Origin of the sequence: Flavobacterium acetivorans (genome assembly GCF_020911885.1) — a bacterium.
In the GTDB taxonomy this organism is placed as follows: Bacteria; Bacteroidota; Bacteroidia; order Flavobacteriales; family Flavobacteriaceae; genus Flavobacterium; species Flavobacterium acetivorans.
Genome location: NZ_CP087132.1, coordinates 444,176 through 467,272 on the forward strand (window position 1 = coordinate 444,176; position 23,097 = coordinate 467,272).

Genomic DNA, 23,097 nt, shown 5'->3' on the forward strand with positions numbered 1-23,097 from the left:
AATTTTAGGGATTTAACAAATTCAACCCTAAAAAAAAGGTGCTCTATCTCTAGAACACCTTTTGTGTGAAAAATTTTATTTTCTAATCATTCAACATTTTCCATAATTTATCTTTCAATTCTGTCAAACCTTGTTGAGAGACAGATGAAATAAACATATAAGGAACATCTTTGAAAGCAACATCTAGCTCTGCTTTTAATTCCGCTTTTAGTTCATCATCCAGCATATCGCATTTTGATATTACCAACAAACGTTCTTTGTCCAGCATTTCCGGATTGTATTTGGTCAGTTCGTTTACCAAAATATCGTACTCTGCTTTTATATCTGGTGTATCAACAGGAACCAAAAATAACAAAGTCGAGTTGCGTTCAATGTGGCGCAAGAAATAATGTCCTAAACCTTTTCCTTCAGCGGCTCCTTCAATAATTCCGGGAATATCAGCAATTACAAAAGATTGAAAATCTCTATAAGCTACAATACCAAGATTTGGTTTTAAAGTCGTAAACGGATAATCGGCAATCTTTGGTTTGGCAGAGGTCAACACAGATAGAAGTGTTGATTTACCCGCATTTGGAAAACCGACCAAACCTACGTCGGCAAGTACTTTCAATTCTAAAATCACATCCATCTCCGTTCCTGGCAATCCTGGCTGGGAATAACGTGGCGTTTGATTGGTTGAACTTCTAAAATGCCAGTTTCCTAAGCCTCCTTTTCCTCCTTTAGAAAGGATTCTTTTTTCGCCATGTTCCGTAATTTCAAACAAGATTTCTCCCGTTTCCTTATCTTTTACAACAGTACCTAGCGGCACTTCGATGTATTTATCTTCACCATCAGCTCCTGTACTTCTGTCACCACCACCGTCACCACCGTGACCAGCTTTGATATGTCGCGCGAATTTAAGATGAAATAATGTCCAAAGTCCTTTGTTCCCTACAAGGTACACATGTCCTCCACGTCCACCATCTCCACCATCAGGCCCCCCTTTTTCAATAAATTTTTCTCTATGCAAATGCGTAGATCCTTTTCCACCTTTTCCAGATGAAACAAATATTTTTACATAATCTACAAAATTCCCTTCAGTCATTTTCTTTTGTTTAAAAGCTTAAAAATTTACTAATTTAAAGCTTTGGCAAAACCAGCTTTAAACTTTAAATCATAAACCAAATTCTATTTTCGCAATGATTTTACCATTACTTTATCAATCTTCACGCCATCCATATCAATGACTTCTAACTCAAATTTATGCCAAATCAATTTTTCTCCTTGTTTTGGAATATGAGATAGCTCTGTCATTATCAAACCACTAACTGTAGTGACTTCGTAATCATTTATTAATTCGTCCAATTCAAAATAAGTCAAGAAATCGTGTAGAGAATAATGCCCGTCAACCAGCCAGGTACCATCTTCTCTTTCGACCAACTTAAAATCTTCCTTGTAAAAATCAGATGCATTACCGACTAAGGCTTCAAGGATATCATTCAAAGTAATTACCCCCTGGAAAACCCCGTATTCATCCGATACAAAAGCATAATGAATCCCTGTTTCTTTAAATCTTTCCAAAGCCTTATATGCGGTAGTATATTCCATCATAAAAGGAGCTTCGGTCATCATATCGGCCAAATTAAATTCCTTATTTTCAAAATTGGCAAAAATATGCTTCAGATTGACCACCCCAACGATGTCATCAAAATTATCCCTGTACACTGGATAAATTGAATGCAATTCTTTAAGCATCGTATCCCTAACCTCTTCTTTACCAGAATGCAAAGGTAAAAAAACCACTGATTTTCTATGAGTCATCAATGAATTTATTTTCCTGTCGCCAATATGAAAAACGCGTTCTACAATATCTTGCTCAATTTCCTGAACTTCTCCTACTTCGGTACCTTCTCTGATTATGGCTTTTATTTCCTCTTCGGTTACCTTTCCATCAGCAGTAGGCTTGATTTGCATGATATTCAACAAGAACTCCGTAGAATGTGTTAGCATCCATATAAAAGGAGCGGTTACAATCGAAACTATTTTCATTGGCATGGCGACTGCTTTAGCAATAGCTTCAGGATAATTTAGACCAATTCTCTTGGGTAACAATTCTCCTAAAACCAATGAAAAAAATGTCAATACAACCACAACTATTCCTACAGCAATAGTATTAGCAAAAGGTTTTAAAATTCCAAATGTCGCTATAAATGTCTCTACATTGGTGGTTATTTTATCGCCACTGTAAATCCCTGTCAGAATCCCAATTAAAGTTATTCCAATTTGAACTGTGGATAAAAACTTATTAGGAGAATTCGCTAAATCCAAAGCTATTTCAGCGTTCTTATTCCCTTTTTTGGCAGCATTTTCTAATCGGTTTTTTCTTGCCGAAATCAAAGCGATTTCTGACATGGAGAAAACCCCATTCAATAGAATTAGAAAAAGTATTATTAGTATTTCCATTTTCTTGTTTAAGGTCTAAAGTTTAAAGCTTAATGCTACCGAAGGCAGCTCTAAACTTTAAACATCAAACAATTTTTTTTAACTTATAAATTATCAATAACTGAACTCAATCGCTCAGTAATTTCTTGAATAGACCCTATACCATTGACAGCATAAAACTTCCCTTGCTCTTTATAATAGCCCATTAATGGAGCGGTTTTCTCGTTGTATTCTTGGTATCTGTTGCGAATTTTATCTTCGTCCTGATCATCAGCTCTACCAGAAGTTTTTCCTCTTTCCAGCAGTCTCGCCACAAGAATCTCATCATCAGCCTCTAAGGCAATCGTTGCCGTAATCACTTCCTTTTTTGTTGCTAAAAAAGCGTCTAAAGCTTGCGCCTGTGCAATTGTTCTAGGAAATCCATCAAATAAAAAACCTGCTGAATCAGGGTTTTTATCAACCTCGCTTTGCAACATTTTAATGGTTACTTCATCCGGAACCAGATCCCCTTTATCAATAAAAGTCTGTGCTAGTTTGCCCAATTCAGTTTCATTTTTGATATTGAATCTAAAAATATCCCCTGTTGAAAGGTGTGTTAATTTATATTTTTCTTTTAAAAACTCTGCTTGAGTTCCTTTTCCTGCTCCTGGTTTTCCAAATAAAACAATGTTAATCATAATCTGTGTTGCCTAGTTATTCTTTTAGTTTATATACTTCTGGTAAATTTCTGCCCAAACCATCATAGTCCAGTCCAAAACCTACAATAAATTTATTCGGAATCCTGATTCCGATATAATCTATTTTTATATCTTTTTTATAAGCTTCCGGTTTAAAAAACAGTGTAGCTATTTTAAAATGTTTTACATTTTGTTTTTTAAACAACTCTTTTAGTTCTACCAAAGTATTTCCTGTATCCACAATATCCTCAATGACAATTACAGATCTACCAGTTAAATCCTGATTTAAACCAATCAATTGTTTCACTTCATTTGTTGAAGACGTACCCTGGTAAGAAGTCATTTTTATAAAACTTACTTCGCAAGGCTTTTTATAGTTCTTCAAAAAATCAGAAACCACCATAAAAGAGCCATTTAAAACTCCCACAAATACTGGCACCTCATCGGCAAAATCATCTTCGACCTGCTTTACCATTTTTGTTATAGCAAACTCTATCTCTTTGGCAGAGATAAACGGAACAAATTGTTTATCGTGAAGTTGAATCATTATTTTCTTATTTTAAAATAATTGCCAAAGATACAGAATTCACTTTTTACAATTGTCAATTAGTCATTAATTTGTATTTTTAAATCGTAATGACAAAAGGAATGGCTCAAAACCTAGATCAAAAAATAGCGAACAGCAGTGCTTATAGGAAAAGTAGAGAAGAGAATTCACAATACATATTTGACAATCCTCAATTATTTCCAGAACTAGTTTACTATGCTTTAAATTCAAAGAAAAAAGATCACTATAAAGCCTGTTGGATTCTTGAATTGGTCTTAGAAAAAAAACCTCACTTATTAGTCCCATTTCTAAGCATTTTCTGCGACAACCTTCCTGCGATAACTAATCTTGGAGCTCTTAGATCTCTTTCAAAAATCTGTCTTTTTCTAACCAAAAGCATTTCTTTGTCTCCAAACCAAGAGAATAAAATCACCGAATCTTGTTTGGACTGGCTAATCCTAGAAAATGTAAAAGTGGCTACAAAAGCATATTCCATTCGTACCTTATTTGAATTAGGCAAGAACCAAGACTGGATTTACCCCGAATTAAAGAGAATAGTAGAAGATGATTACACCAAATATTCGGCAGCTTACAAGGCGGTTACGCGGGAAATTTTAAAGAAAATAAAATAGCATTTCCCTATTAAAGCATTATAAAGTATCTTTGCTTTTCATAAACTTTCAACACATGAATTATTTTTCTTCTGATTTTAAATTAGGAATTCTAGGCGGTGGACAATTGGGTAAAATGCTTTTGTTTGACACCAGAAAATTTGACATACAAACCTATGTTTTGGACCCGAGCGATGAAGCGCCTTGCAAAATTGCCTGCAATCAATTCTTCAAAGGAGATTTGATGGACTTTGAAACCGTTTACAATTTTGGAAAACTGGTCGACGTTTTGACTTTCGAAATTGAACTGGTGAATCTTGAAGCCTTAGAAAAATTAGAAAACGAAGGTTTGAAGGTCTATCCTTCGCCTAAAACGTTGAAATTAATTCAAAATAAAGGCACCCAAAAGGATTTTTATACAGAACACGCTATTCCAACAGCAAACTACAAACGATTCAAAGACATCAAAAGCTTAGTCTTGGCCATTCTTGAATCTAAGATCGAATTGCCTTTTGTATGGAAATGCACCGAATTTGGGTACGATGGAAATGGCGTAAAAGTCATCAGACAGGTCTCTGATTTAGACAATTTAGCCAATGTAGAATGCATTGCCGAAGAAATGGTTCCGTTCAAAAATGAATTGGCAGTTATCGTTTGCCGCAATCCTTCTGGCGATATGAAAACCTACCCAGTTGTAGAAATGGAGTTTCATCCCGAAGCAAACCAAGTCGAATATGTGATTTGTCCTGCTCGTATTGATGATCACGTAGCCGAAAAAGCAAGAGCCATCGCCTTAAAAGTTTCCGAAAAATTCAATCATGTTGGACTTCTTGCTGTTGAAATGTTCCAAACAGAAGGCGACGAAATCCTGATCAACGAAGTTGCACCGCGTCCGCACAATTCCGGACATTATTCCATTGAAGCCAGTTACACTTCCCAATTCGAAAATCATTTGCGCGCCATCCTTGATTTACCTTTAGGAAATACTGAAAGTAAGGTGGCCGGAATTATGGTAAATTTAGTCGGTGAAGAAGGTTTTTCCGGCGACGTAGTTTATGAAAATATCGAAAAAATATTAGGTTGGAATGGTGTTACGCCACATATTTATGGCAAAAAGCAAACGCGCCCTTTCAGAAAAATGGGACATGTAACCATCGTAAATTCTGATATTGCAGAAGCAAGACGAATTGCAGAAGACGTAAAAAACACGATAAGAGTAATCAGTGGTCAGTAAGCAGTGGTCAGTTGCAGTTTTCAGTTGTCATTGGATAACTTTAAACTTTTAAACCTTAAACTTAAACTTTAAACAAAATGAAAGTAGCCGTAATCATGGGAAGCATATCTGATATGCCCGTAATGCAAGAAGCCATAGACATCCTAAAAGGATTTGATATAGAAACCGAAGTCGACATTGTATCGGCACACAGAACGCCCGAAAAATTGTTCGATTTCAGTCAAAACGCCCACACTCGCGGTATTTCGGTAATTATTGCCGGAGCCGGCGGAGCAGCACATTTACCGGGAATGGTCGCCTCCATGTCGCCACTTCCTGTAATTGGAGTACCGGTAAAATCAAGTAATTCCATCGATGGCTGGGACAGTGTCTTGTCAATTTTACAAATGCCCGGTGGCGTTCCCGTTGCAACAGTTGCGTTAAACGGAGCCAAAAATGCCGGAATCTTAGCTGCCCAAATCATTGGAAGTCACGACAAGGTTATTTTAGACAAAATGATACAATATAAATTAGGACTCAAAGACGCAGTAATAATTGCTTCTGAAAGTTTGCTTAAAAAATAAAGTATTAAACATTTAGAAATTAAAACCCATTAAGGAGTTTAGAAAATTAGCATCACTTAATTCTCTAAACTCCTTAATGATTTAAAATCACATCAGACAATGAATATCTTAACAACAGCATTCGTTACAAAATACAATACGGCTCCTTTTTCGAAAATAAAAAACGAAGATTACCTTCCTGCATTTATAGAAGCAATCGCATTGGCTAAAGCCGAAATTGATGCCATTGCAAACAATCCGGAAGCACCTACATTCGAAAACACCATTGAAGCTTTGGATTTCAGCGGTTATACCTTGGATCGAATTTCAAGTATTTTTTTTAATCTGAATTCGGCAGAAACCAATGACGAAATTCAGAAAATAGCACAGGAAGTTTCACCTTTGTTGTCTGAATTTGGCAATGATGTGCGACTTAACGCTGAATTGTTTGCAAAAGTGAAAGCCGTTTACGAGCAAAAAGCAACTTTAAACCTCAACCCGGAACAAACTACCTTATTAGAGGAAAAATACAAAAGTTTTTCCCGAAACGGTGCCAACTTAGCCGAAGACAAAAAGGCAAAACTTCGCGAAATAGACAAAGAATTATCCAAAACAAGTTTGAAGTTTGGCGAAAATGTATTGGCCGAAACCCAAGCTTTTCAATTGCATCTTACGGATGAAAAAGACTTATCAGGTTTGCCGGAAGGAACCATAGAGGCGGCTCGTTCTTTGGCTAAAAGCCAAGAAAAAAACGGTTGGATTTTCACTCTGGATTACCCTAGCTACGTTCCCTTTGTCACTTATGCGGATAATCGCGAGTTGCGCAAAAAAATGGCTATTGCTTTTGGCGCCAAAGGTTTTCAAAATAACGAATTCGACAACCAGGAAAACGTGCTCAAAATTGCCCAACTTCGTTTTGACCGCGCCCAACTTTTGGGTTATAAAACCCACGCTGATTTTGTTCTCGAAGAACGCATGGCCGAAAATCCTGAAAAAGTACTGACTTTCGAAAATGATTTATTAGCCAAAGCAAAACCGGCAGCTCTTAAAGAATTTGCCGAGTTGACGGCTTTCGCCAAAAAACTAGATGGAATAGACCAATTAGAAAAATGGGACGGCGCTTATTATTCGGAGAAATTGAAACAGGAATTATTCAATTTGGACGATGAAAAACTAAAACCATATTTCCAACTCGAAAAAGTTTTGGATGGCGCTTTTACCACCGCTCAAAAATTATACGGACTCAGTTTTGAAGAAAGTTTTGAAATTGACAAATACCACGAAGAAGTTACCACTTATGAAGTAAAAGACATTGATAATAATCTGGTTGCTGTTTTTTATGCCGATTTTTTTCCAAGAAAAGGAAAACGAAATGGTGCTTGGATGACTTCGTACAAATCGCAATTTGTAAAAGGCGGAATTAACGAAAGACCACATATTTCTATCGTGTGTAATTTCACAAAACCTACCGAAACCAAACCATCGCTTTTGACATTTAATGAAGTGACTACTTTGTTTCATGAATTTGGCCACGCTTTACATGGCATGTTGGCCAATACCACTTACCCAAGTTTATCCGGAACTTCGGTTTATTGGGATTTTGTCGAATTGCCAAGCCAAATTATGGAAAACTGGTGTTACGAGCCGGAAGCTTTGGCTTTATTCGCTTACCATTACCAAACTGACGAAATGATTCCGATTGAACTGGTACAAAAAATCAAGGAAAGTGCTAATTTTCAGGAAGGAATGGCAACGATGCGCCAGTTGAGTTTTGGATTACTGGACATGGGATGGCACGCACAAGATCCTTCAAACATAAAAGACATTAAATCTTTTGAAACGGAACAATTCGCCCAAACGCAATTGTATCCTGAGGTGGCAGAAAATGCTATGAGCACTAGCTTTTCACACATTTTTCAAGGTGGTTATTCCTCCGGTTATTACAGCTACAAATGGGCCGAAGTCCTCGATGCTGATGCCTTTGAATTTTTTAAAGAAAAAGGAATTTTTGACAGAGAAGTTGCCGATAAATTCAAAGACAACATCCTTTCTAAAGGAGGAACGGAACATCCGATGGTACTCTACAAACGATTCAGAGGTCATGAACCAAGTCCAGATGCTTTATTAAAAAGAGCAGGATTGGTTTAAGATCTTTAGAATTCATAGAATGTTAGACATTTAGAAACCGAGGTAGCAATGCTTCGGTTTTTTTTTTATCAAAAGAAAACCACCATCAGCCACCAAAAAATGGGAATACTTTCTACCCAAAAAGAAGTATAATATTTGGATCTTTTTTCATTGGCAAAAAGCAAAAAAGAAGAAATGGCAACCACAAGAACCAAGTTCACGATTAGCTGCTTTTCGATAAAATTAGTTTTTAAAAACTCTAAAAAATAAAAAGGAAGCAACAATAACAAACCTAAAGCTTTAGTTCGCTTTGCTCCAATTTGTTGAGGAACGGTTTTCAAATGCGGATCATCATTGGCCAAATCTAGAATTTCAAAAATGAGGATCAAAACAAAAATCAATATAAAACGTTGAATGCACTTGAGATAAAAATCAGCCCCAAGATCAGCATGTGCATTAACCAAAGGCAACGCCAGCGTAACTCCAACCCAGCATAAAGACACGATATAGATTTTTACGCCGGCCCAATTTCTGGCATTCTTTCTATTGGGGAAAAAAGGCAAGGTATACAACAAGGTTAAGACTAAAAAAGCAACAGAAACCATTTGGGTTACAAATTGCAATTGAAAAAAATAATAACTTACTCCTACCAATGAAAAGAAGCTCAACAATGCAATTAATTTAAGTTCATTCCTCATTTGCTTTTTTTTGACCCTAACCAAAGCATCATACTTTACAAAATTATAACCGACAATTGTTCCTAGAAAAGCAAAGTTAGCCATGGGTTCGTCGGCAGGAAGACGAAACATAAAATGAGTCATTCGTACTAAGGCATAAACTGACAAAGCCACATGAATGCTGCTCCTGATATAAAAATCAAACACTTGCTTAAAACGAATCATTAAACAAAATTAATCAATTGTGGACAAACTCATCATTTAGTTTGAAAATTGATGAAAAATCAGGGTCAAAAAACCGTTTAAATTATTAATAATACTTAATTTTGCACCACTAAAAAAACACAACTTTACTATACTTACATGAAAACAGATGCTTTTGCTTTAAGACATATTGGTCCAAGAGAGAACGACCTTCAAAATATGTTACAAACTATTGGAGTTGAATCAATTGAACAGCTCATCTACGAAACACTTCCAGATGACATTCGATTAAAAGCACCTCTGAATTTAGATCCAGCAATGACGGAATATGAATATGCGAATCATATTCAGGAATTGGGTAAAAAAAATAAAGTTTTCAAATCATATATCGGTTTAGGGTATCACCCAACGATTGTTCCTGCAGTAATTCAAAGAAATGTTTTTGAAAATCCGGGATGGTACACGGCTTACACACCTTATCAGGCGGAGATTGCTCAAGGGCGTCTGGAAGCGATATTGAATTTTCAAACTACTGTTATTGAACTGACAGGAATGGAAATTGCTAATGCGTCTCTTCTTGACGAAGGAACTGCAGCTGCCGAAGCGATGGCTTTATTGTTTGACGTTCGTACTCGTGACCAAAAGAAAAACAACATCAACAAATTCTTCGTTTCTGAAGAAATTTTACCTCAAACTTTATCGGTATTACAAACTCGTTCTACTCCGGTAGGAATTGAATTGGTTGTTGGAAATCACGAAACTTTTGATTTTTCTACTGAATTCTTTGGAGCAATTCTTCAGTATCCAGGGAAATACGGTCAGGTAAACGACTACGCTGGTTTTATCGCTAAAGCAAAAGAAAACGAAATTAAAGTGGCTGTTGCTGCCGACATTTTATCTTTGGCTACTTTGACTTCTCCGGGAGAAATGGGTGCTGCTGTAGTAGTAGGAACAACTCAACGTTTTGGTGTACCAATGGGTTACGGTGGTCCTCACGCTGCTTTCTTTGCTACTAAAGAAGAATACAAACGTTCTATGCCGGGAAGAATTATCGGGGTATCTATCGATGTTAACGGTAACCGCGCCTTACGTATGGCTTTGGGAACTCGTGAGCAACACATCAAACGTGAAAAAGCGACTTCAAACATCTGTACTGCTCAAGTTTTATTGGCAGTTATGGCCGGTATGTACGCAGTTTACCACGGACCGGACGGTTTGAAATACATAGCAAATAAAGTTCACGCAAGTGCAGTAACTACTGCCGAGGCTTTGAACAAATTGGGAGTTTTCCAAACTAACACTGCTTTCTTCGATACTATCTGTGTAAAAGCTGATGCTGCTAAAGTAAAAGCTATCGCTGAGAGAAATGAAGTAAACTTCTTCTATGTTGATGCGGATACAATTTCAATTTCGTTAAACGAAACTACTTCTGTTTCTGACATCAACCAAATCATCGCAATTTTCGCTGAAGCTACAGCTAAAGAAGCTTTCACAGTTTCTGAACTGACTTCAACTACAAATATCCCTGCATCATTAGAAAGAAAATCTTCTTTCTTGACTTACGACGTTTTCAACACTCACCGTTCTGAAAGCCAATTGATGCGTTATATCAAAAAATTAGAGCGTAAAGATTTATCATTGAACCACTCTATGATTTCATTGGGTTCTTGTACAATGAAACTGAACGCAGCTTCTGAAATGTTACCTTTGTCTATGCCAAACTGGAACAGCATTCACCCGTTTGCTCCAATTGAACAGGCTGAAGGTTACATCACGATGCTTAAAAAATTAGAGCAACAATTAAACGTTGTTACTGGTTTTGCAGCAACTACATTGCAACCAAACTCTGGTGCTCAAGGTGAATATGCTGGTTTGATGGCTATCCGTGCTTACCACTTATCTCGCGGTGACAACCACAGAAACGTATGTTTAATTCCTTCATCGGCACACGGAACAAACCCTGCTTCTGCTGCTATGGCGGGAATGAAAATCGTTGTTACAAAAACAACTCCTGAAGGAAACATTGACGTTGAGGATTTAAGAGCCAGAGCGATCGAGCACAAAGACGATTTGTCTTGTTTGATGGTAACTTACCCTTCTACTCACGGAGTTTACGAGTCTTCTATCATCGAAATCACGCAGTTGATCCACGATAACGGAGGATTAGTTTACATGGACGGAGCCAACATGAATGCTCAGGTAGGTTTGACTAACCCGGCAACTATTGGTGCTGACGTTTGCCACTTGAACCTTCACAAAACTTTCGCTATCCCGCACGGTGGTGGTGGACCTGGTGTTGGACCAATCTGTGTGAACGAAAAATTAGCTCCTTTCTTGCCAACTAATCCTGTATTGAATGTAGGTGGAGAACATGCAATCACTGCTATTTCTTCTGCTCCTTACGGATCTGCTTTGGTATGTTTGATTTCTTACGGCTACATCACTATGTTGGGTGCCGAAGGATTAAAATCAGCTACTGAACATGCGATCTTGAATGCAAACTACATGAAAGCACGTTTAGAAAAACACTATCCGGTATTGTATTCTGGAGAGTGCGGAAGAGCTGCTCACGAAATGATCTTGGATTGTCGCTCATTCAAAGAAAACGGAATTGAAGTTGGTGATATCGCTAAGCGTTTGATGGATTACGGTTTCCACGCTCCAACAGTATCGTTCCCGGTTGCCGGAACTTTGATGGTTGAGCCAACTGAATCTGAAGATTTAGCTGAATTAGACCGTTTCTGTGATGCTATGATCTCTATCAGAAAAGAAATTGAGACAGCTAGTGCAGACGACAAAAACAACCCATTGAAAAATGCTCCTCACACACAAGCGATGCTTACTGCTGATGTTTGGAACTTCCCTTACTCTAGAGAAACTGCAGCTTTCCCATTGGACTATATCTCAGACAATAAATTCTGGCCATCTGTACGTCGTGTAGACGATGCTTACGGAGACAGAAATCTTATCTGCTCTTGCGCTCCAATTGAAGCTTACATGGAAAGTTAAATCTTTTCAAATAAATACAGAAAAGCCTCGTCGTTGTATAATGACGAGGCTTTTTCTATTATCTATATACTGAATCACCTCTACTTGTTTCTAAAAAATTAATCCTAGCCCTAGCTACACTACATTTTTTATCTAAATTGTCCTCATTGACAATTCGAATGATGTTGAAAATAAATTAAACAGATCGGGCTAATCCATTAAAAAATTATCAGTAATTTAGCTAAAAATGCACTATCTCATAATTATATGCATGCATAGTAAATAAGATGGCTGTAATTATTTTTTTATCTTTACATTAGCCTAAATTTTTTGGAAAACAAACCGATGAAAATAAAAATAACTGGAATAGGAAGTTATATTCCTGAGAAAAAAGTAAGCAATACAGATTTTGGAGATCACGTTTTTTTGAATGAAGATGGCACTCCTTTTGGCTATCCGAATGAAGTGGTCATCAAAAAATTTAAAAGTATAACCGGAATTGAACGCAGACGTTATGCCGAAGACGACTTAAACTCCTCTGACCTGGCCTATTTGGCGTCAAAAAAAGCAATAGAAAATGCGGCTATTGACCCTGAAACTATAGACTATATTATTTTTGCACACAATTTTGGTGATGTCAAATGCGGAACAACCCAATCTGACATGCTACCAAGTTTAGCGACACGTGTAAAAAATAAATTACAGATAAAAAACCCAAAATGCGTTGCCTACGATATCCTTTTTGGATGTCCCGGCTGGATTGAAGGCGTTTTACAAGCAAATGCTTTTATCAAATCCGGAATGGCCAAGCGTTGTTTGGTTATTGGCTCCGAAACCTTATCCAGAGTCGTTGACGATCATGATAGAGATTCCATGATTTATTCTGATGGTGCTGGTGCTGCCATTGTAGAAGCATCGGATGATGAAGCTGGTTTACTTTCCTATGAAAGTGCAACTTATGCCATGGACGAAGCGAATTATTTATTTTTTGGAAAATCATACAATACGGACTTAGACCCAGATACACGTTATATAAAAATGCATGGTCGAAAAATTTATGAATTTGCTTTAAGTAACGTTCCTACGGCAATGAAAAGTTGTCTGGAGAAAAGCGGCATTGCCATTGATGATGTTAAAAAAATTCTGATTCACCAAGCCAATGAAAAAATGGATGAAGCAATCATTCAACGCTTTTACAAATTGCACGACAAACCGGTTCCGCAAGATATTATGCCCATGTGTATTCACGAGCTAGGAAACAGCAGTGTGGCTACGGTACCTACCCTATTTGATTTATTAGTTAGAGGCGAAATAAAAGATCAAAAAATCAATAAAGGAGACATTCTGTTATTTGCTTCTGTTGGCGCAGGAATGAACATTAATGCCTTTATTTACAGATATTAATTCAAACATAATTCTGAAAATTCACAGTCAAAAAGTCCACAGTCAAAATTATTTTTTTACTGTGGACTTTTCATTTCTATCTACAATAAAAAACTGCAAAAGAAGAAATATATCTTTGTACCTTTGCATCCTTATTATATCAGTAAAAAAATGTACGAAAAAACGTTTCCCAATAAAAGATTCAAACACACTTTAGAATTTTTAAACAAACACATTTCAACAGAGAATACTATTTTAGACTTAGGCGTAGAAAACCCTTTTTCTAAAATCATGAAAGCCGAAGGTTTCTCTGTTAAAAATACCAGCGGAGAAGATTTAGACATTGACCAATCTGTATTTTCAACCGAAAAGTCAGATGTTGTTACCGCTTTTGAAATCTTCGAACATTTACTGAATCCGTACACTATTTTGAACGAAATAAAATCGGACAAACTTTTTATTTCCATTCCGTTGCGATTGTGGTTTTCCTCTGCCTATAGAAGCAAAACGGATATGTGGGACAGACACTACCATGAATTTGAAGACTGGCAACTGGACTGGCTGCTCGAAAAAACAGGATGGAAAATTGTCGCCAAAGAAAAATTTACTCACCCAGTCAAGAAAATCGGTTTTCGCCCTTTATTGCGTTATTTCACCAATAGGTATTACATTGTTTATGCCGAAAAAATAAAATAATGAATTATTATATCGTTATTCCTTCTCACAACGAAGAAAAGCTCATTTCGCTCACTTTACAATCGCTGATAGAACAAACTGTTTTACCAAGTAAAGTTGTGGTTGTTAATGATAATTCCACCGACAAAACTGCCGAAATTGTTCAGGCTTTCGCCAAAGAGAATCCGTTTATTACCTTAGTGAATAAAACTTCTGAAGCGATCCATTTACCAGGAAGCAAAGTGATTCAAGCTTTCCAAAAAGGTTTTGAAACCTTGGATGACAATTATGACCTAATTGTAAAAATTGATGCCGACTTGATTTTTCCGAATAATTATTTTGAAACCATTATCAAGCACTTTAAGTCAGACGATTCAATTGGTATGGTTGGCGGATTTTGTTATATCGAGAAAAACGGCGAATGGATTTTAGAAAATCTAACCGATAAAGATCATATTCGCGGAGCTTTGAAAGCCTACCGAAAAGAAACTTTCAAACAAATTGGAGGTTTAAAACCTCAAATGGGTTGGGACACGGTTGACGAATTGCTTTGTAAATTCTACAATTGGAAAGTAGTTACCGATGCTTCTTTAAAAGTAAAACATTTAAAACCTACCGGAGCCAATTACAACAAAACGGCACGCTATAAACAAGGCGAGGCTTTTTACACCTTGGGTTACGGATTTTTAATCACTGCAATCGCCTCGGCAAAACTGGCAATGATGAAAAAGAAACCGCTGCTTTTTTTTGATTACATAAAAGGATTCTGGAAAGCCAAATCAGCTAAAACACCTCTTTTAGTGACCAAAGACCAAGCTAAATTTATCCGAAACTACCGTCTAAAAAAAATGAAAGAGAAGCTTTTCTAAGGAAAACTCACAACTCATAATTCATAACTGATAACTATTTTTGTAATTTAGCCCATATTCGCAAAACTATGATGCTCATTCGATATATAACGCAGATAGGAAGATATTTCCTGATGCTCAAAGAAATTTTCAACAAACAGACCAAATGGTCGGTGATGAAAAAACTTATCTTCAAGGAAATCGATGATTTAATTATTGATTCTCTTGGTATTGTTTGTTTCATTTCCTTCTTTGTTGGAGGAGTTGTTGCCATTCAAACAGCATTAAATCTCACTAATCCTTTGATTCCAAAATACCTTATTGGTTTTGCTACACGTCAATCAGTAATATTAGAATTTGCCCCAACATTTATTTCAGTAATTATGGCTGGAAAAATGGGCTCCTTCATCACATCAAGTATAGGAACCATGCGTGTTACAGAGCAAATTGATGCCTTAGAAGTTATGGGAGTTAACTCATTGAATTATCTAGTATTCCCTAAAATTATCGCCTTATTGCTTTATCCTTTTGTCATAGGAATAAGTATGTTTCTAGGTGTTTTAGGAGGTTGGATGGCTGGCGTATATGGCGGATTTACTTCCAGTGCCGAATTTATCAATGGTGCCCAAATGGAATTTATTCCGTTTCATATTGTTTATGCCTTTATCAAAACTTTAATATTTGCCATGCTTTTGGCGACAATTCCTTCTTTTCATGGCTATTACATGAAAGGCGGCGCACTCGAAGTAGGTAAAGCCAGTACCGTTTCCTTTGTTTGGACATCGGTTTCCATCATTCTTTTCAATTATATATTAACTCAGTTGTTACTAGGATCATGATAGAAGTAAAAAACGTAGAAAAATCATTTGGAGACAGCAAAATCCTTAAAGGTGTTTCGACCATTTTTGAAACTGGGAAAACCAATTTAATTATTGGACAAAGTGGTTCGGGTAAAACAGTGATGCTCAAAAGTCTCTTAGGCATTCATACGCCAGAATCCGGTACCATCTCTTTTGACGGCAGAATCTATTCTGAATTAGATCCTGACGAAAAGAGAGAACTCCGAACCGAAATAGGAATGGTTTTTCAAGGAAGTGCCCTATTCGACTCTATGACGGTGGCCGAAAATGTAGCTTTCCCGTTGAAAATGTTTACCAATGACGACAAAGCCAAGGTTCAAGATCGAGTAGATTTTGTGCTCAAAAGAGTGAATCTTATCGACGCGCATAAAAAATTACCTTCGGAGATTTCTGGAGGAATGCAAAAACGTGTGGCGATTGCCCGCGCCATTGTAAACAATCCGAAATATTTATTTTGTGACGAACCTAATTCCGGATTAGACCCTAATACGGCCATATTGATCGATAATTTGATCAAAGAAATCACCGAAGAGTACAATATCACCACCGTGATAAACACTCACGACATGAACTCGGTTATGGAAATTGGAGATAAGATTTTATTTCTAAAAAACGGTCTAAAAGCTTGGGAAGGAACCAAAGAAGAAATTTTCAGAACGGATAACGAAGCCGTTGTTGACTTTGTTTATTCTTCTAATTTGTTCAAAAAAGTAAGAGAAGCTTATTTAAAGGAGTAATAAATTTTCCTAGCTTTTAAAAAAATTAGCTTGGCAACAACTCCACCTCAGCATTGGGATTAAAAAGATACATGCGTCCCGAATTGATTTCGACACATTCGTATCTTTTTATTCGAAGAGCTCCTTTTTTGAAAATTTTACCGTTTTGTATTCTAAAAACGCTATCATAAGGAATCTCAAAGATGTAGTTTTTGTCATTTTGGGCATCAAATTGCTTCAAAGCTAAAGACAAAGTAGTATCGGTATCACTGCTAGCACTAGGATTCCTGAAATGTCTTGCCAGTAAAGGCAATAAATGACCGGGGAAAATCTCCGGACGAATATAAGGAACCATCAATTGCTGAAAGGTATATTTCCATTCGTTACCATGCGGTTTGATGTTTCGTCCAAACTTTTCGAAAGCTACTAAATGGGCTATTTCATGAATGAGCGTAATCAAGAAGCGGTACTTATTCAAACTCCCGTTTACGGTAATTTCATGTTTTCCGTTCATGGCTTTTCGATAATCACCATGACGAGTAGCGCGTTCGTTAACTATTTTTAAATGCACCCTATGAGTGACAATCAGCTCAAAGGCGGGCTTGACTGCATGATCCGGAATATATTTAGCTAAGGTTTCGCTCAAGAGTTGTAAATTATGAGTAATGAGTAATGAGTTTCCTATTTGAAGATACTTTCAGTCATAATTATTTATGGATTCGTAGTTGAAACCTGCAATACTTTTCCGTTGAAATATTTATTCCCATTCAGTGTAAAATCAAAAATATAATTCGCCATACCTTCGGCCGAAATTGACGCTTGATAGCCCGGGAAAGCTTCTTGAAGCATTTCTGTTTGAACCGCTCCCAAAGCCAAAACATTGAAAGCAATGCCGCGTACTTTGTATTCTTCTGCCAATAATTCCGAAAGTGTAATCACAGCTCCTTTACTGGAACTATAGGCCGCCAATCCTGCAAATTTAAGGCTTCCTTGAATTCCTCCCATCGAACTGATTGTCACCACATGACTTCCTTTTTGCAAATAAGGAATACAAAGACGGGTCAAATTAGCCACTCCAAAAACATTCACTTTGTAAACATTTTCAAAATCAGTTTGGGTCAAGGTTTCAAAGGGTTGGCAAATTAAACTCCCTGCATTATGCACAATCGCATCGACGCTCTTCCATGAAGTGGAAAGGAAGTTTTGAACTTTTTCCAAATCCGATTCGTCAGATAAATCTACTGACAAACAGCTGATATTCTCATGATCTATTAAGGCTTGAGGCGTTTTTCTTGAAATTGCCAAAACCTGATGTCCTGCGTTTGCAAATTGCAATGCCAATTCAAAACCAATTCCTCTACTCGTTCCTGTTACAATGATATTTTTCATAAAGCAAAAATAAACAAAAGCCTTAAAAAACTACAATCAAAACTCAAGGATTGTTTTCATTTGAAAAACAAATCGGCAATCCATCGCAAAAAAAAGCCCAAACTCAAATTTTGAGATTGGACTTTCGGTAAAACTATATTTTATATCCGTTATGAGATCAACGTTCTTGAAATTACGATACGCTGTATTTCGGATGTTCCTTCATAAATCTGGGTAATTTTCGCATCACGCATCATACGCTCTACATGATATTCGGCTACATAGCCGTTACCTCCGTGAATTTGCACCGCTTCAATCGTCGTATCCATAGCTGTTTGCGAGGCAAACAATTTTGCCATTGCTCCAGATTGAGAGATATCCATTCCGGCATCTTTTTCAAAAGCCGCTTTAAAACACAACATTTTGGCAGCTGTAATTTGAGTTGCCATATCAGCCAGTTTGAAAGCAATTGCCTGATGTTTGAAAATTTCCTTTCCAAAAGCTTTTCGCTCTTGGGAATATTTCAAAGCCAACTCATAAGCACCAGTAGCAATCCCTAGAGCTTGAGAAGCAATTCCGATTCTTCCGCCGTTTAGCACTGCCATTGCAAAATTAAATCCGAAACCATCGGCTCCGATTCTATTTTCTTTTGGCACTTTTACATCAGTAAACATTAGAGAATGCGTATCTGATCCGCGAATTCCCATTTTCTTTTCTTTTGGACCAATATCAAAACCTGCCCATCCTTTTTCAACGATAAACGCATTAATTCCCTTATGCCCTTTCTCGATATCCGTTTGTGCAATAACAATATAAGTAGATGCACTAGCTCCGTTTGTAATCCAGTTTTTGGTACCATTCAATAAATAATGATCTCCTTTGTCAATTGCAGTCGTTTTTTGAGAAGTGGCATCAGAACCGGCTTCCGGCTCTGACAAACAAAAAGCACCAATAACATCTCCTTGAGCTAAAGGAACTAAATACTTCATTTTTTGCTCTTCATTACAATATTTTTCCAGACCGGCACAAACTAATGAATTGTTTACCGACATTACCACGGCAGCCGAAGCATCTATTTTAGCAATTTCGGTCATCGCCAAAACATAAGAAACGCTGTCCAATCCTGAACCGCCATATTTAGGATCAACCATCATTCCTAAAAATCCAAGTTCAGCCATTTTTTTTATTTGCTCCGTTGGAAATTTAGAATGCTCATCCCTTTCTATCACTCCCGGCAACAATTCATTTTGAGCAAAATCTCTAGCAGCCTGTTGTATCATCAACTGCTCCTCAGTTAGATTAAAATCCATATTTGTATCTATATTTTATACTATTAAAACTACAACTCTTCAAACAAAAACAAAATTCATCAAAAACAATTGGTTAAACCCATGGCATGGGAGCTCAAATTACTAGCTTAGTTTTTACTTTAAAATTAAATATTGTCTTGCAATACTCAAGTTAACTCTGTTTTTATTCAAAAAATGTCTCCAAAAATACTTTTTTTTTATGATATTACCAATTTCAGTTTATGAATTTAATACAACAAAATCATTATACTATATCGTTATCGTTAACATGTAAGGATCTTCGCTTAATCTCATTAATCCAACAGCCTTTTGACCAGTTAAAACAAAAAGATCTAATTACAGAAAGTAAAACTATACCTACATGTTTTTAAGCCCATTAAAAAAATAAATTTATTATAGTTTCATCCCACAATCTAATCCTAAAAATTCTATTTTGAAATATAACAAGCACCTTATAAAGTAATTTCACAAGTAAACTATTTTTTCAAATAAAAACAGTTCCTATATAAAAAACTCGCTGTTAACAGTATTTAACATGAAAACTAATCTTCTTTGACTATGAAATATAGTAATTAAAGCTAATTTTACCCAAAATAATTCAATACAAAATATCATGAAGAAAATTTTATTACTGCTTACTTTACTTTTATTTGTCCCATTTTATTCTGCATTTGCACAAACTCAAGTAGAAATTGACGGAGTCATTGTTCCTCGAACACTTACAATACAAAATAAAAACCTGACACTAAACGGAGTTGGAGGCAGATCTAAAATGTGGGTCGAAGTTTATGTACAAGCCCTCTACTTATCAAAACTTTCGCAAGATGCCAATTATATAATTGAAAGCGACACCGAAATGTCTATAAGAATACACGTTACCTCGTCATTAGTTTCATCAGGGAAACTGACAAGAAATTTCAATGCAGGATTTGAAAAATCTACAGGCCCTAATCTGAACTCTTTAAGACCTAAAATCGAAGCTTTCAAGAATATGCTTAGTGATGAAATAGTGAAAAATGATGTTTTTAATCTTTTTTACAACCCTATAGACACCTCGGTTTGGGTATATAAAAATGACGTGCTTAAAGGGAAAATTCCCGGAATTGATTTCAAAAAAGCCTTATTTGGCATTTGGCTTTCAGACAAGCCAGTAGATGAAACCCTCAAAAATAATTTATTAGGTATTTATTAATCTGTCTGTTCAAAAAAAGTAAATTTTCTAGTTGAATTTCTGCTGCCATTGAAGCTGCTAAATCGAGTAATCAAAGCCCGAAAACCCTGTCAAGTGAAATAACATCTTAAATACACATTTCGCATTATACTATTTTTTATATTTGTCAAAATTAAACATATCGCAAAAAATGAAAGATTTATTAAAGAAATTCGAAAATAAAGAACCTGAAATCATTTTTAACTGGAAAGATGCCGAAACAGAAGCCGAAGGATGGACTGTCATCAACTCGCTTCGTGGTGGTGCTGCCGGTGGCGGAACAAGAATGAGAAAAGGATTAGATATGAATGAAGTTTTATCTTTGGCAAAAACGATGGAAGTAAAATTCACCGTTTCTGGACCAGCAATTGGCGGTGCTAAATCTGGTATTAATTTCGACCCAAACGATCCTAGAAAAAAAGGCGTATTGCAACGTTGGTATAAAGCTGTTTCTCCATTATTGAAAAGTTATTACGGTACAGGTGGCGATTTGAATGTAGATGAAATCCACGAAGTGATTCCGATGACGGAAGAATGTGGGGTTTGGCATCCGCAGGAAGGGGTATTCAACGGACACTTTAAGCCTACCGAAGCTGATAAAATCAATAGAATTGGTCAATTACGTCAAGGTGTGGTTAAGGTAATTGAAAACCCAAAATATTCTCCTGATGTATATCGCAAATATACTGTTGCTGACATGATCACGGGTTTTGGTGTAGCTGAAGCAGTGCGTAATTTCTACAACATTTATGGAGGTGATGTAAAAGGTAAAAAAGCAATCGTTCAAGGTTTTGGTAATGTAGGTTCAGCTGCCGCTTTCTATCTTGCCGAAATGGGAGCAAAAGTAATCGGTATTATCGACCGCGACGGAGGATTAATAAACGAAAACGGCTATACTTTTGAAGAAATAAAAGCCCTTTTCCTAGCCAAAGACGGAAACAAACTTGTTGCCGAAAACATGATTCCTTTTGAAGAAATCAATGAAAAAATCTGGACAATAGGTGCCGAAATATTCACCCCTTGCGCCGCTTCACGATTAGTGACCCAGTCTCAAATTGACAGCCTAATCGCAAATGGGCTGGAAGTAATTTCCTGTGGTGCCAATGTTCCTTTTGCCGACAAAGAAATCTTCTTTGGCCCGATTATGGAAAATGTAGACAGCAAAGTAAGTTTGATTCCGGATTTCATTTCTAATTGCGGAATGGCTAGAGTTTTTGCTTATTTTATGGAAAAGAAAGTACAAATGACCGATGAGGCTATCTTCCAAGACACCTCGGAAATCATTAAAAACGCCATTCAAAAAGCTCACGATTTGAACAGCTCAAAAACAAACATTAGCGCTACTGCTTTTGAAATTGCTTTGAAACAGCTAGTATAATCAATCCTTAATTATAAACATTCATTTCGTTTATAGTTTCATTAATTAGGAGTCAGTTTGACGCAGTCGTTTTGTAACGAAGGCATCAAACTGACTTTTTTTTATAGCTACAATCAACCTCAAAAATTATTAGTTTTTCTTGACTATATTAATCTTAGAGAAATAGCAATTTTTATAATATATTAGCGTTTCCATAATAAAGAAAATTTCTATGAGTCTATTGTTACAGGCAGACAGCCTAGCTGTTGCACAAGAAAGTTTAGTTGATGCTGTCCCAGTTGAAAAAACTTTATCCATTATTGAATTATTAACTAGCGGAGGATTAGCCGGTCAGCTGATCATGATTTCCTTAGCCCTGATGTTATTTGTTGCATTATACCTTTATTTCGAAAGACTTATGGCTATTAATTCGGCTTCAAAAATTGATGTGAATTTCATGGGACAAATCAGAGAAAATATTCGAAACGGACGCATTGACAACGCTAAAATTGCCTGCGCCCATTCTAATTCACCTGTTGCCCGCTTGATTGAGAAAGGAATTTCAAGAATTGGTAAACCCCTAGATGATATCAATACTGCGATAGAGAATGCAGGAAAACTAGAGATTTACAAACTGGAGAAAAACGTAAGCATGCTCGCTACCATTTCTGGAGCCGGACCCATGACAGGCTTCCTTGGAACAGTAGTTGGAATGATTCAGGCTTTCCATAAAATGGCCAGCTCTGGTGGACAAATAGAAGTGGGAGCACTTTCCGAAGGAATTTATACCGCCATGACTACAACAGTAGTTGGTCTTGTTGTAGGAATTATTGCTTATGTAGGCTACAACCATTTAGTTGTAAAAACGGATAAGATTGTGCACCAAATGGAAGCCAATGCAGTTGACTTTTTAGATTTATTAAATGACCCAGCCTAATTATGAATTTAAGAGGAAGAAATAAAGTTAGCCCCGAATTCAACATGTCATCCATGACAGATATCGTATTTCTATTACTGATATTCTTTATGCTAACATCAACAATGGTAACAACAAATGCCTTAGATTTAGTCTTACCAAAAGCCAAAGGAAAAACAGACAGCAATAAAAACATAGCCGTTAGCATCAATAAAAAACTGGAGTTTTTCATTGACAAAGAACCCGTTTCAGAAACTGAATTGGAATCTAAATTATTGTCCTTATTCTCAGCTGACAAAACCAAAGCTATCATTTTAAGAGCCGAAGAAGGAGTGCCAATCGAAAAAGCGGTAAATGTTTTAGACATTGCAAACAGAAATCAAATCAAGGTTGTTTTAGCAGTAAGACCTAAATAATTGCAACTCC

22 protein-coding genes are annotated in these 23,097 nt (G+C 36.6%); 14 read left to right on the plus strand and 8 right to left on the minus strand.

All coding sequences use genetic code 11. The features are described 5' to 3' along the window. Nucleotides 1-82 precede the first annotated feature (82 nt). The 4 genes from obgE to hpt form a co-directional block, all read right to left on the minus strand. Nucleotides 83-1,084 carry a GTPase ObgE gene (obgE, locus tag LNP19_RS02015; RefSeq protein ID WP_230063114.1) on the minus strand — a complete coding sequence of 334 codons (1,002 nt, stop codon included), beginning with the start codon at nt 1,082-1,084 and terminating at the stop codon, nt 83-85. A gap of 83 nt (nt 1,085-1,167) precedes the next feature. Beyond that, the gene (locus tag LNP19_RS02020; RefSeq protein ID WP_230064200.1) at nt 1,168-2,391 is read right to left on the minus strand and encodes a hemolysin family protein; all 1,224 of its coding nucleotides are present in this window, start codon (nt 2,389-2,391) and stop codon (nt 1,168-1,170) included. A gap of 134 nt (nt 2,392-2,525) precedes the next feature. After that, entirely contained in the window at nt 2,526-3,098 is a 573-nt protein-coding gene (locus tag LNP19_RS02025) for an adenylate kinase (RefSeq protein ID WP_230063115.1), read from the minus strand. A 16-nt stretch (nt 3,099-3,114) separates the two neighbouring features. Continuing rightward, nucleotides 3,115-3,645 (minus strand): hypoxanthine phosphoribosyltransferase, encoded by a 531-nt coding sequence (hpt, locus tag LNP19_RS02030; RefSeq protein ID WP_230063116.1) that lies wholly within the window; start codon nt 3,643-3,645, stop codon nt 3,115-3,117. A gap of 89 nt (nt 3,646-3,734) precedes the next feature. Here hpt and LNP19_RS02035 point away from each other — a divergent pair, with 89 nt between their 5' ends. The 4 genes from LNP19_RS02035 to LNP19_RS02050 all read left to right on the plus strand — a co-directional run bounded on the left by LNP19_RS02035 (nt 3,735) and on the right by LNP19_RS02050 (nt 8,180). Further along, nucleotides 3,735-4,277 (plus strand): hypothetical protein, encoded by a 543-nt coding sequence (locus LNP19_RS02035; RefSeq protein WP_230063117.1) that lies wholly within the window; start codon nt 3,735-3,737, stop codon nt 4,275-4,277. 55 nt (nt 4,278-4,332) lie between these two features. Then, nucleotides 4,333-5,490 (plus strand): 5-(carboxyamino)imidazole ribonucleotide synthase, encoded by a 1,158-nt coding sequence (locus LNP19_RS02040; RefSeq protein ID WP_230063118.1) that lies wholly within the window; start codon nt 4,333-4,335, stop codon nt 5,488-5,490. A gap of 77 nt (nt 5,491-5,567) precedes the next feature. Then, entirely contained in the window at nt 5,568-6,053 is a 486-nt protein-coding gene (purE, locus tag LNP19_RS02045) for a 5-(carboxyamino)imidazole ribonucleotide mutase (RefSeq protein WP_230063119.1), read from the plus strand. Between the two features lie 99 nt (nt 6,054-6,152). Continuing rightward, entirely contained in the window at nt 6,153-8,180 is a 2,028-nt protein-coding gene (locus LNP19_RS02050) for a M3 family metallopeptidase (RefSeq protein WP_230063120.1), read from the plus strand. A gap of 68 nt (nt 8,181-8,248) precedes the next feature. On the opposite strand, the gene LNP19_RS02055 is transcribed toward LNP19_RS02050, so the two are convergent. Next, on the minus strand, nt 8,249-9,061 hold the full coding sequence (locus LNP19_RS02055) for a UbiA prenyltransferase family protein (protein ID WP_230063121.1): 813 nt from the start codon (nt 9,059-9,061) through the stop codon (nt 8,249-8,251). Between the two features lie 138 nt (nt 9,062-9,199). Between LNP19_RS02055 and gcvP the strand changes: the two genes are divergently transcribed. The 6 genes from gcvP to LNP19_RS02085 all read left to right on the plus strand — a co-directional run bounded on the left by gcvP (nt 9,200) and on the right by LNP19_RS02085 (nt 16,531). Next, a complete protein-coding gene (gene gcvP / locus LNP19_RS02060; protein ID WP_230063122.1) occupies nt 9,200-12,049 on the plus strand; it encodes an aminomethyl-transferring glycine dehydrogenase in 2,850 nt (949 codons plus the stop codon). A gap of 324 nt (nt 12,050-12,373) precedes the next feature. After that, entirely contained in the window at nt 12,374-13,432 is a 1,059-nt protein-coding gene (locus LNP19_RS02065; RefSeq protein WP_230063123.1) for a 3-oxoacyl-ACP synthase III family protein, read from the plus strand. A 150-nt stretch (nt 13,433-13,582) separates the two neighbouring features. Then, a complete protein-coding gene (locus LNP19_RS02070; protein WP_230063124.1) occupies nt 13,583-14,107 on the plus strand; it encodes a class I SAM-dependent methyltransferase in 525 nt (174 codons plus the stop codon). Beyond that, nucleotides 14,107-14,955, plus strand: a complete 849-nt coding sequence (locus tag LNP19_RS02075; RefSeq protein WP_230063125.1) for a glycosyltransferase family 2 protein — start codon at nt 14,107-14,109, stop codon at nt 14,953-14,955. Before LNP19_RS02070 ends, LNP19_RS02075 begins: the two co-directional genes overlap by 1 nt. Before the next feature lie 68 nt (nt 14,956-15,023). Beyond that, the gene (locus tag LNP19_RS02080; protein WP_230063126.1) at nt 15,024-15,773 is read left to right on the plus strand and encodes an MlaE family ABC transporter permease; all 750 of its coding nucleotides are present in this window, start codon (nt 15,024-15,026) and stop codon (nt 15,771-15,773) included. Next, nucleotides 15,770-16,531, plus strand: coding sequence for an ABC transporter ATP-binding protein (locus LNP19_RS02085; protein ID WP_230063127.1), 762 nt, complete (start codon nt 15,770-15,772; stop codon nt 16,529-16,531). The genes LNP19_RS02080 and LNP19_RS02085 overlap by 4 nt, the downstream gene beginning before the upstream one ends. Nucleotides 16,532-16,556: 25 nt before the next feature. Here LNP19_RS02085 and LNP19_RS02090 read toward each other — a convergent pair whose 3' ends face one another. From LNP19_RS02090 to LNP19_RS02100, 3 genes are all read right to left on the minus strand, one after another. After that, nucleotides 16,557-17,156, minus strand: coding sequence for a SprT-like domain-containing protein (locus tag LNP19_RS02090; protein WP_230063128.1), 600 nt, complete (start codon nt 17,154-17,156; stop codon nt 16,557-16,559). A 65-nt stretch (nt 17,157-17,221) separates the two neighbouring features. Continuing rightward, the gene (locus LNP19_RS02095; RefSeq protein WP_230063129.1) at nt 17,222-17,899 is read right to left on the minus strand and encodes an SDR family NAD(P)-dependent oxidoreductase; all 678 of its coding nucleotides are present in this window, start codon (nt 17,897-17,899) and stop codon (nt 17,222-17,224) included. A 149-nt stretch (nt 17,900-18,048) separates the two neighbouring features. Beyond that, a complete protein-coding gene (locus LNP19_RS02100; RefSeq protein ID WP_230063130.1) occupies nt 18,049-19,188 on the minus strand; it encodes an acyl-CoA dehydrogenase family protein in 1,140 nt (379 codons plus the stop codon). Between the two features lie 613 nt (nt 19,189-19,801). Between LNP19_RS02100 and LNP19_RS02105 the strand changes: the two genes are divergently transcribed. The 4 genes from LNP19_RS02105 to LNP19_RS02120 all read left to right on the plus strand — a co-directional run bounded on the left by LNP19_RS02105 (nt 19,802) and on the right by LNP19_RS02120 (nt 23,087). Beyond that, nucleotides 19,802-20,380: a chalcone isomerase family protein gene (locus tag LNP19_RS02105; protein ID WP_230063131.1), complete on the plus strand. Its 579-nt coding sequence runs from the start codon at nt 19,802-19,804 to the stop codon at nt 20,378-20,380. A gap of 169 nt (nt 20,381-20,549) precedes the next feature. After that, entirely contained in the window at nt 20,550-21,776 is a 1,227-nt protein-coding gene (locus LNP19_RS02110) for a Glu/Leu/Phe/Val dehydrogenase dimerization domain-containing protein (RefSeq protein WP_230063132.1), read from the plus strand. A 211-nt stretch (nt 21,777-21,987) separates the two neighbouring features. After that, the gene (locus LNP19_RS02115) at nt 21,988-22,692 is read left to right on the plus strand and encodes a MotA/TolQ/ExbB proton channel family protein (RefSeq protein ID WP_230063133.1); all 705 of its coding nucleotides are present in this window, start codon (nt 21,988-21,990) and stop codon (nt 22,690-22,692) included. Nucleotides 22,693-22,694: 2 nt separating this feature from the next. Then, nucleotides 22,695-23,087, plus strand: a complete 393-nt coding sequence (locus LNP19_RS02120; RefSeq protein WP_230063134.1) for an ExbD/TolR family protein — start codon at nt 22,695-22,697, stop codon at nt 23,085-23,087. The last annotated feature ends 10 nt before the right edge of the window (nt 23,088-23,097 follow it).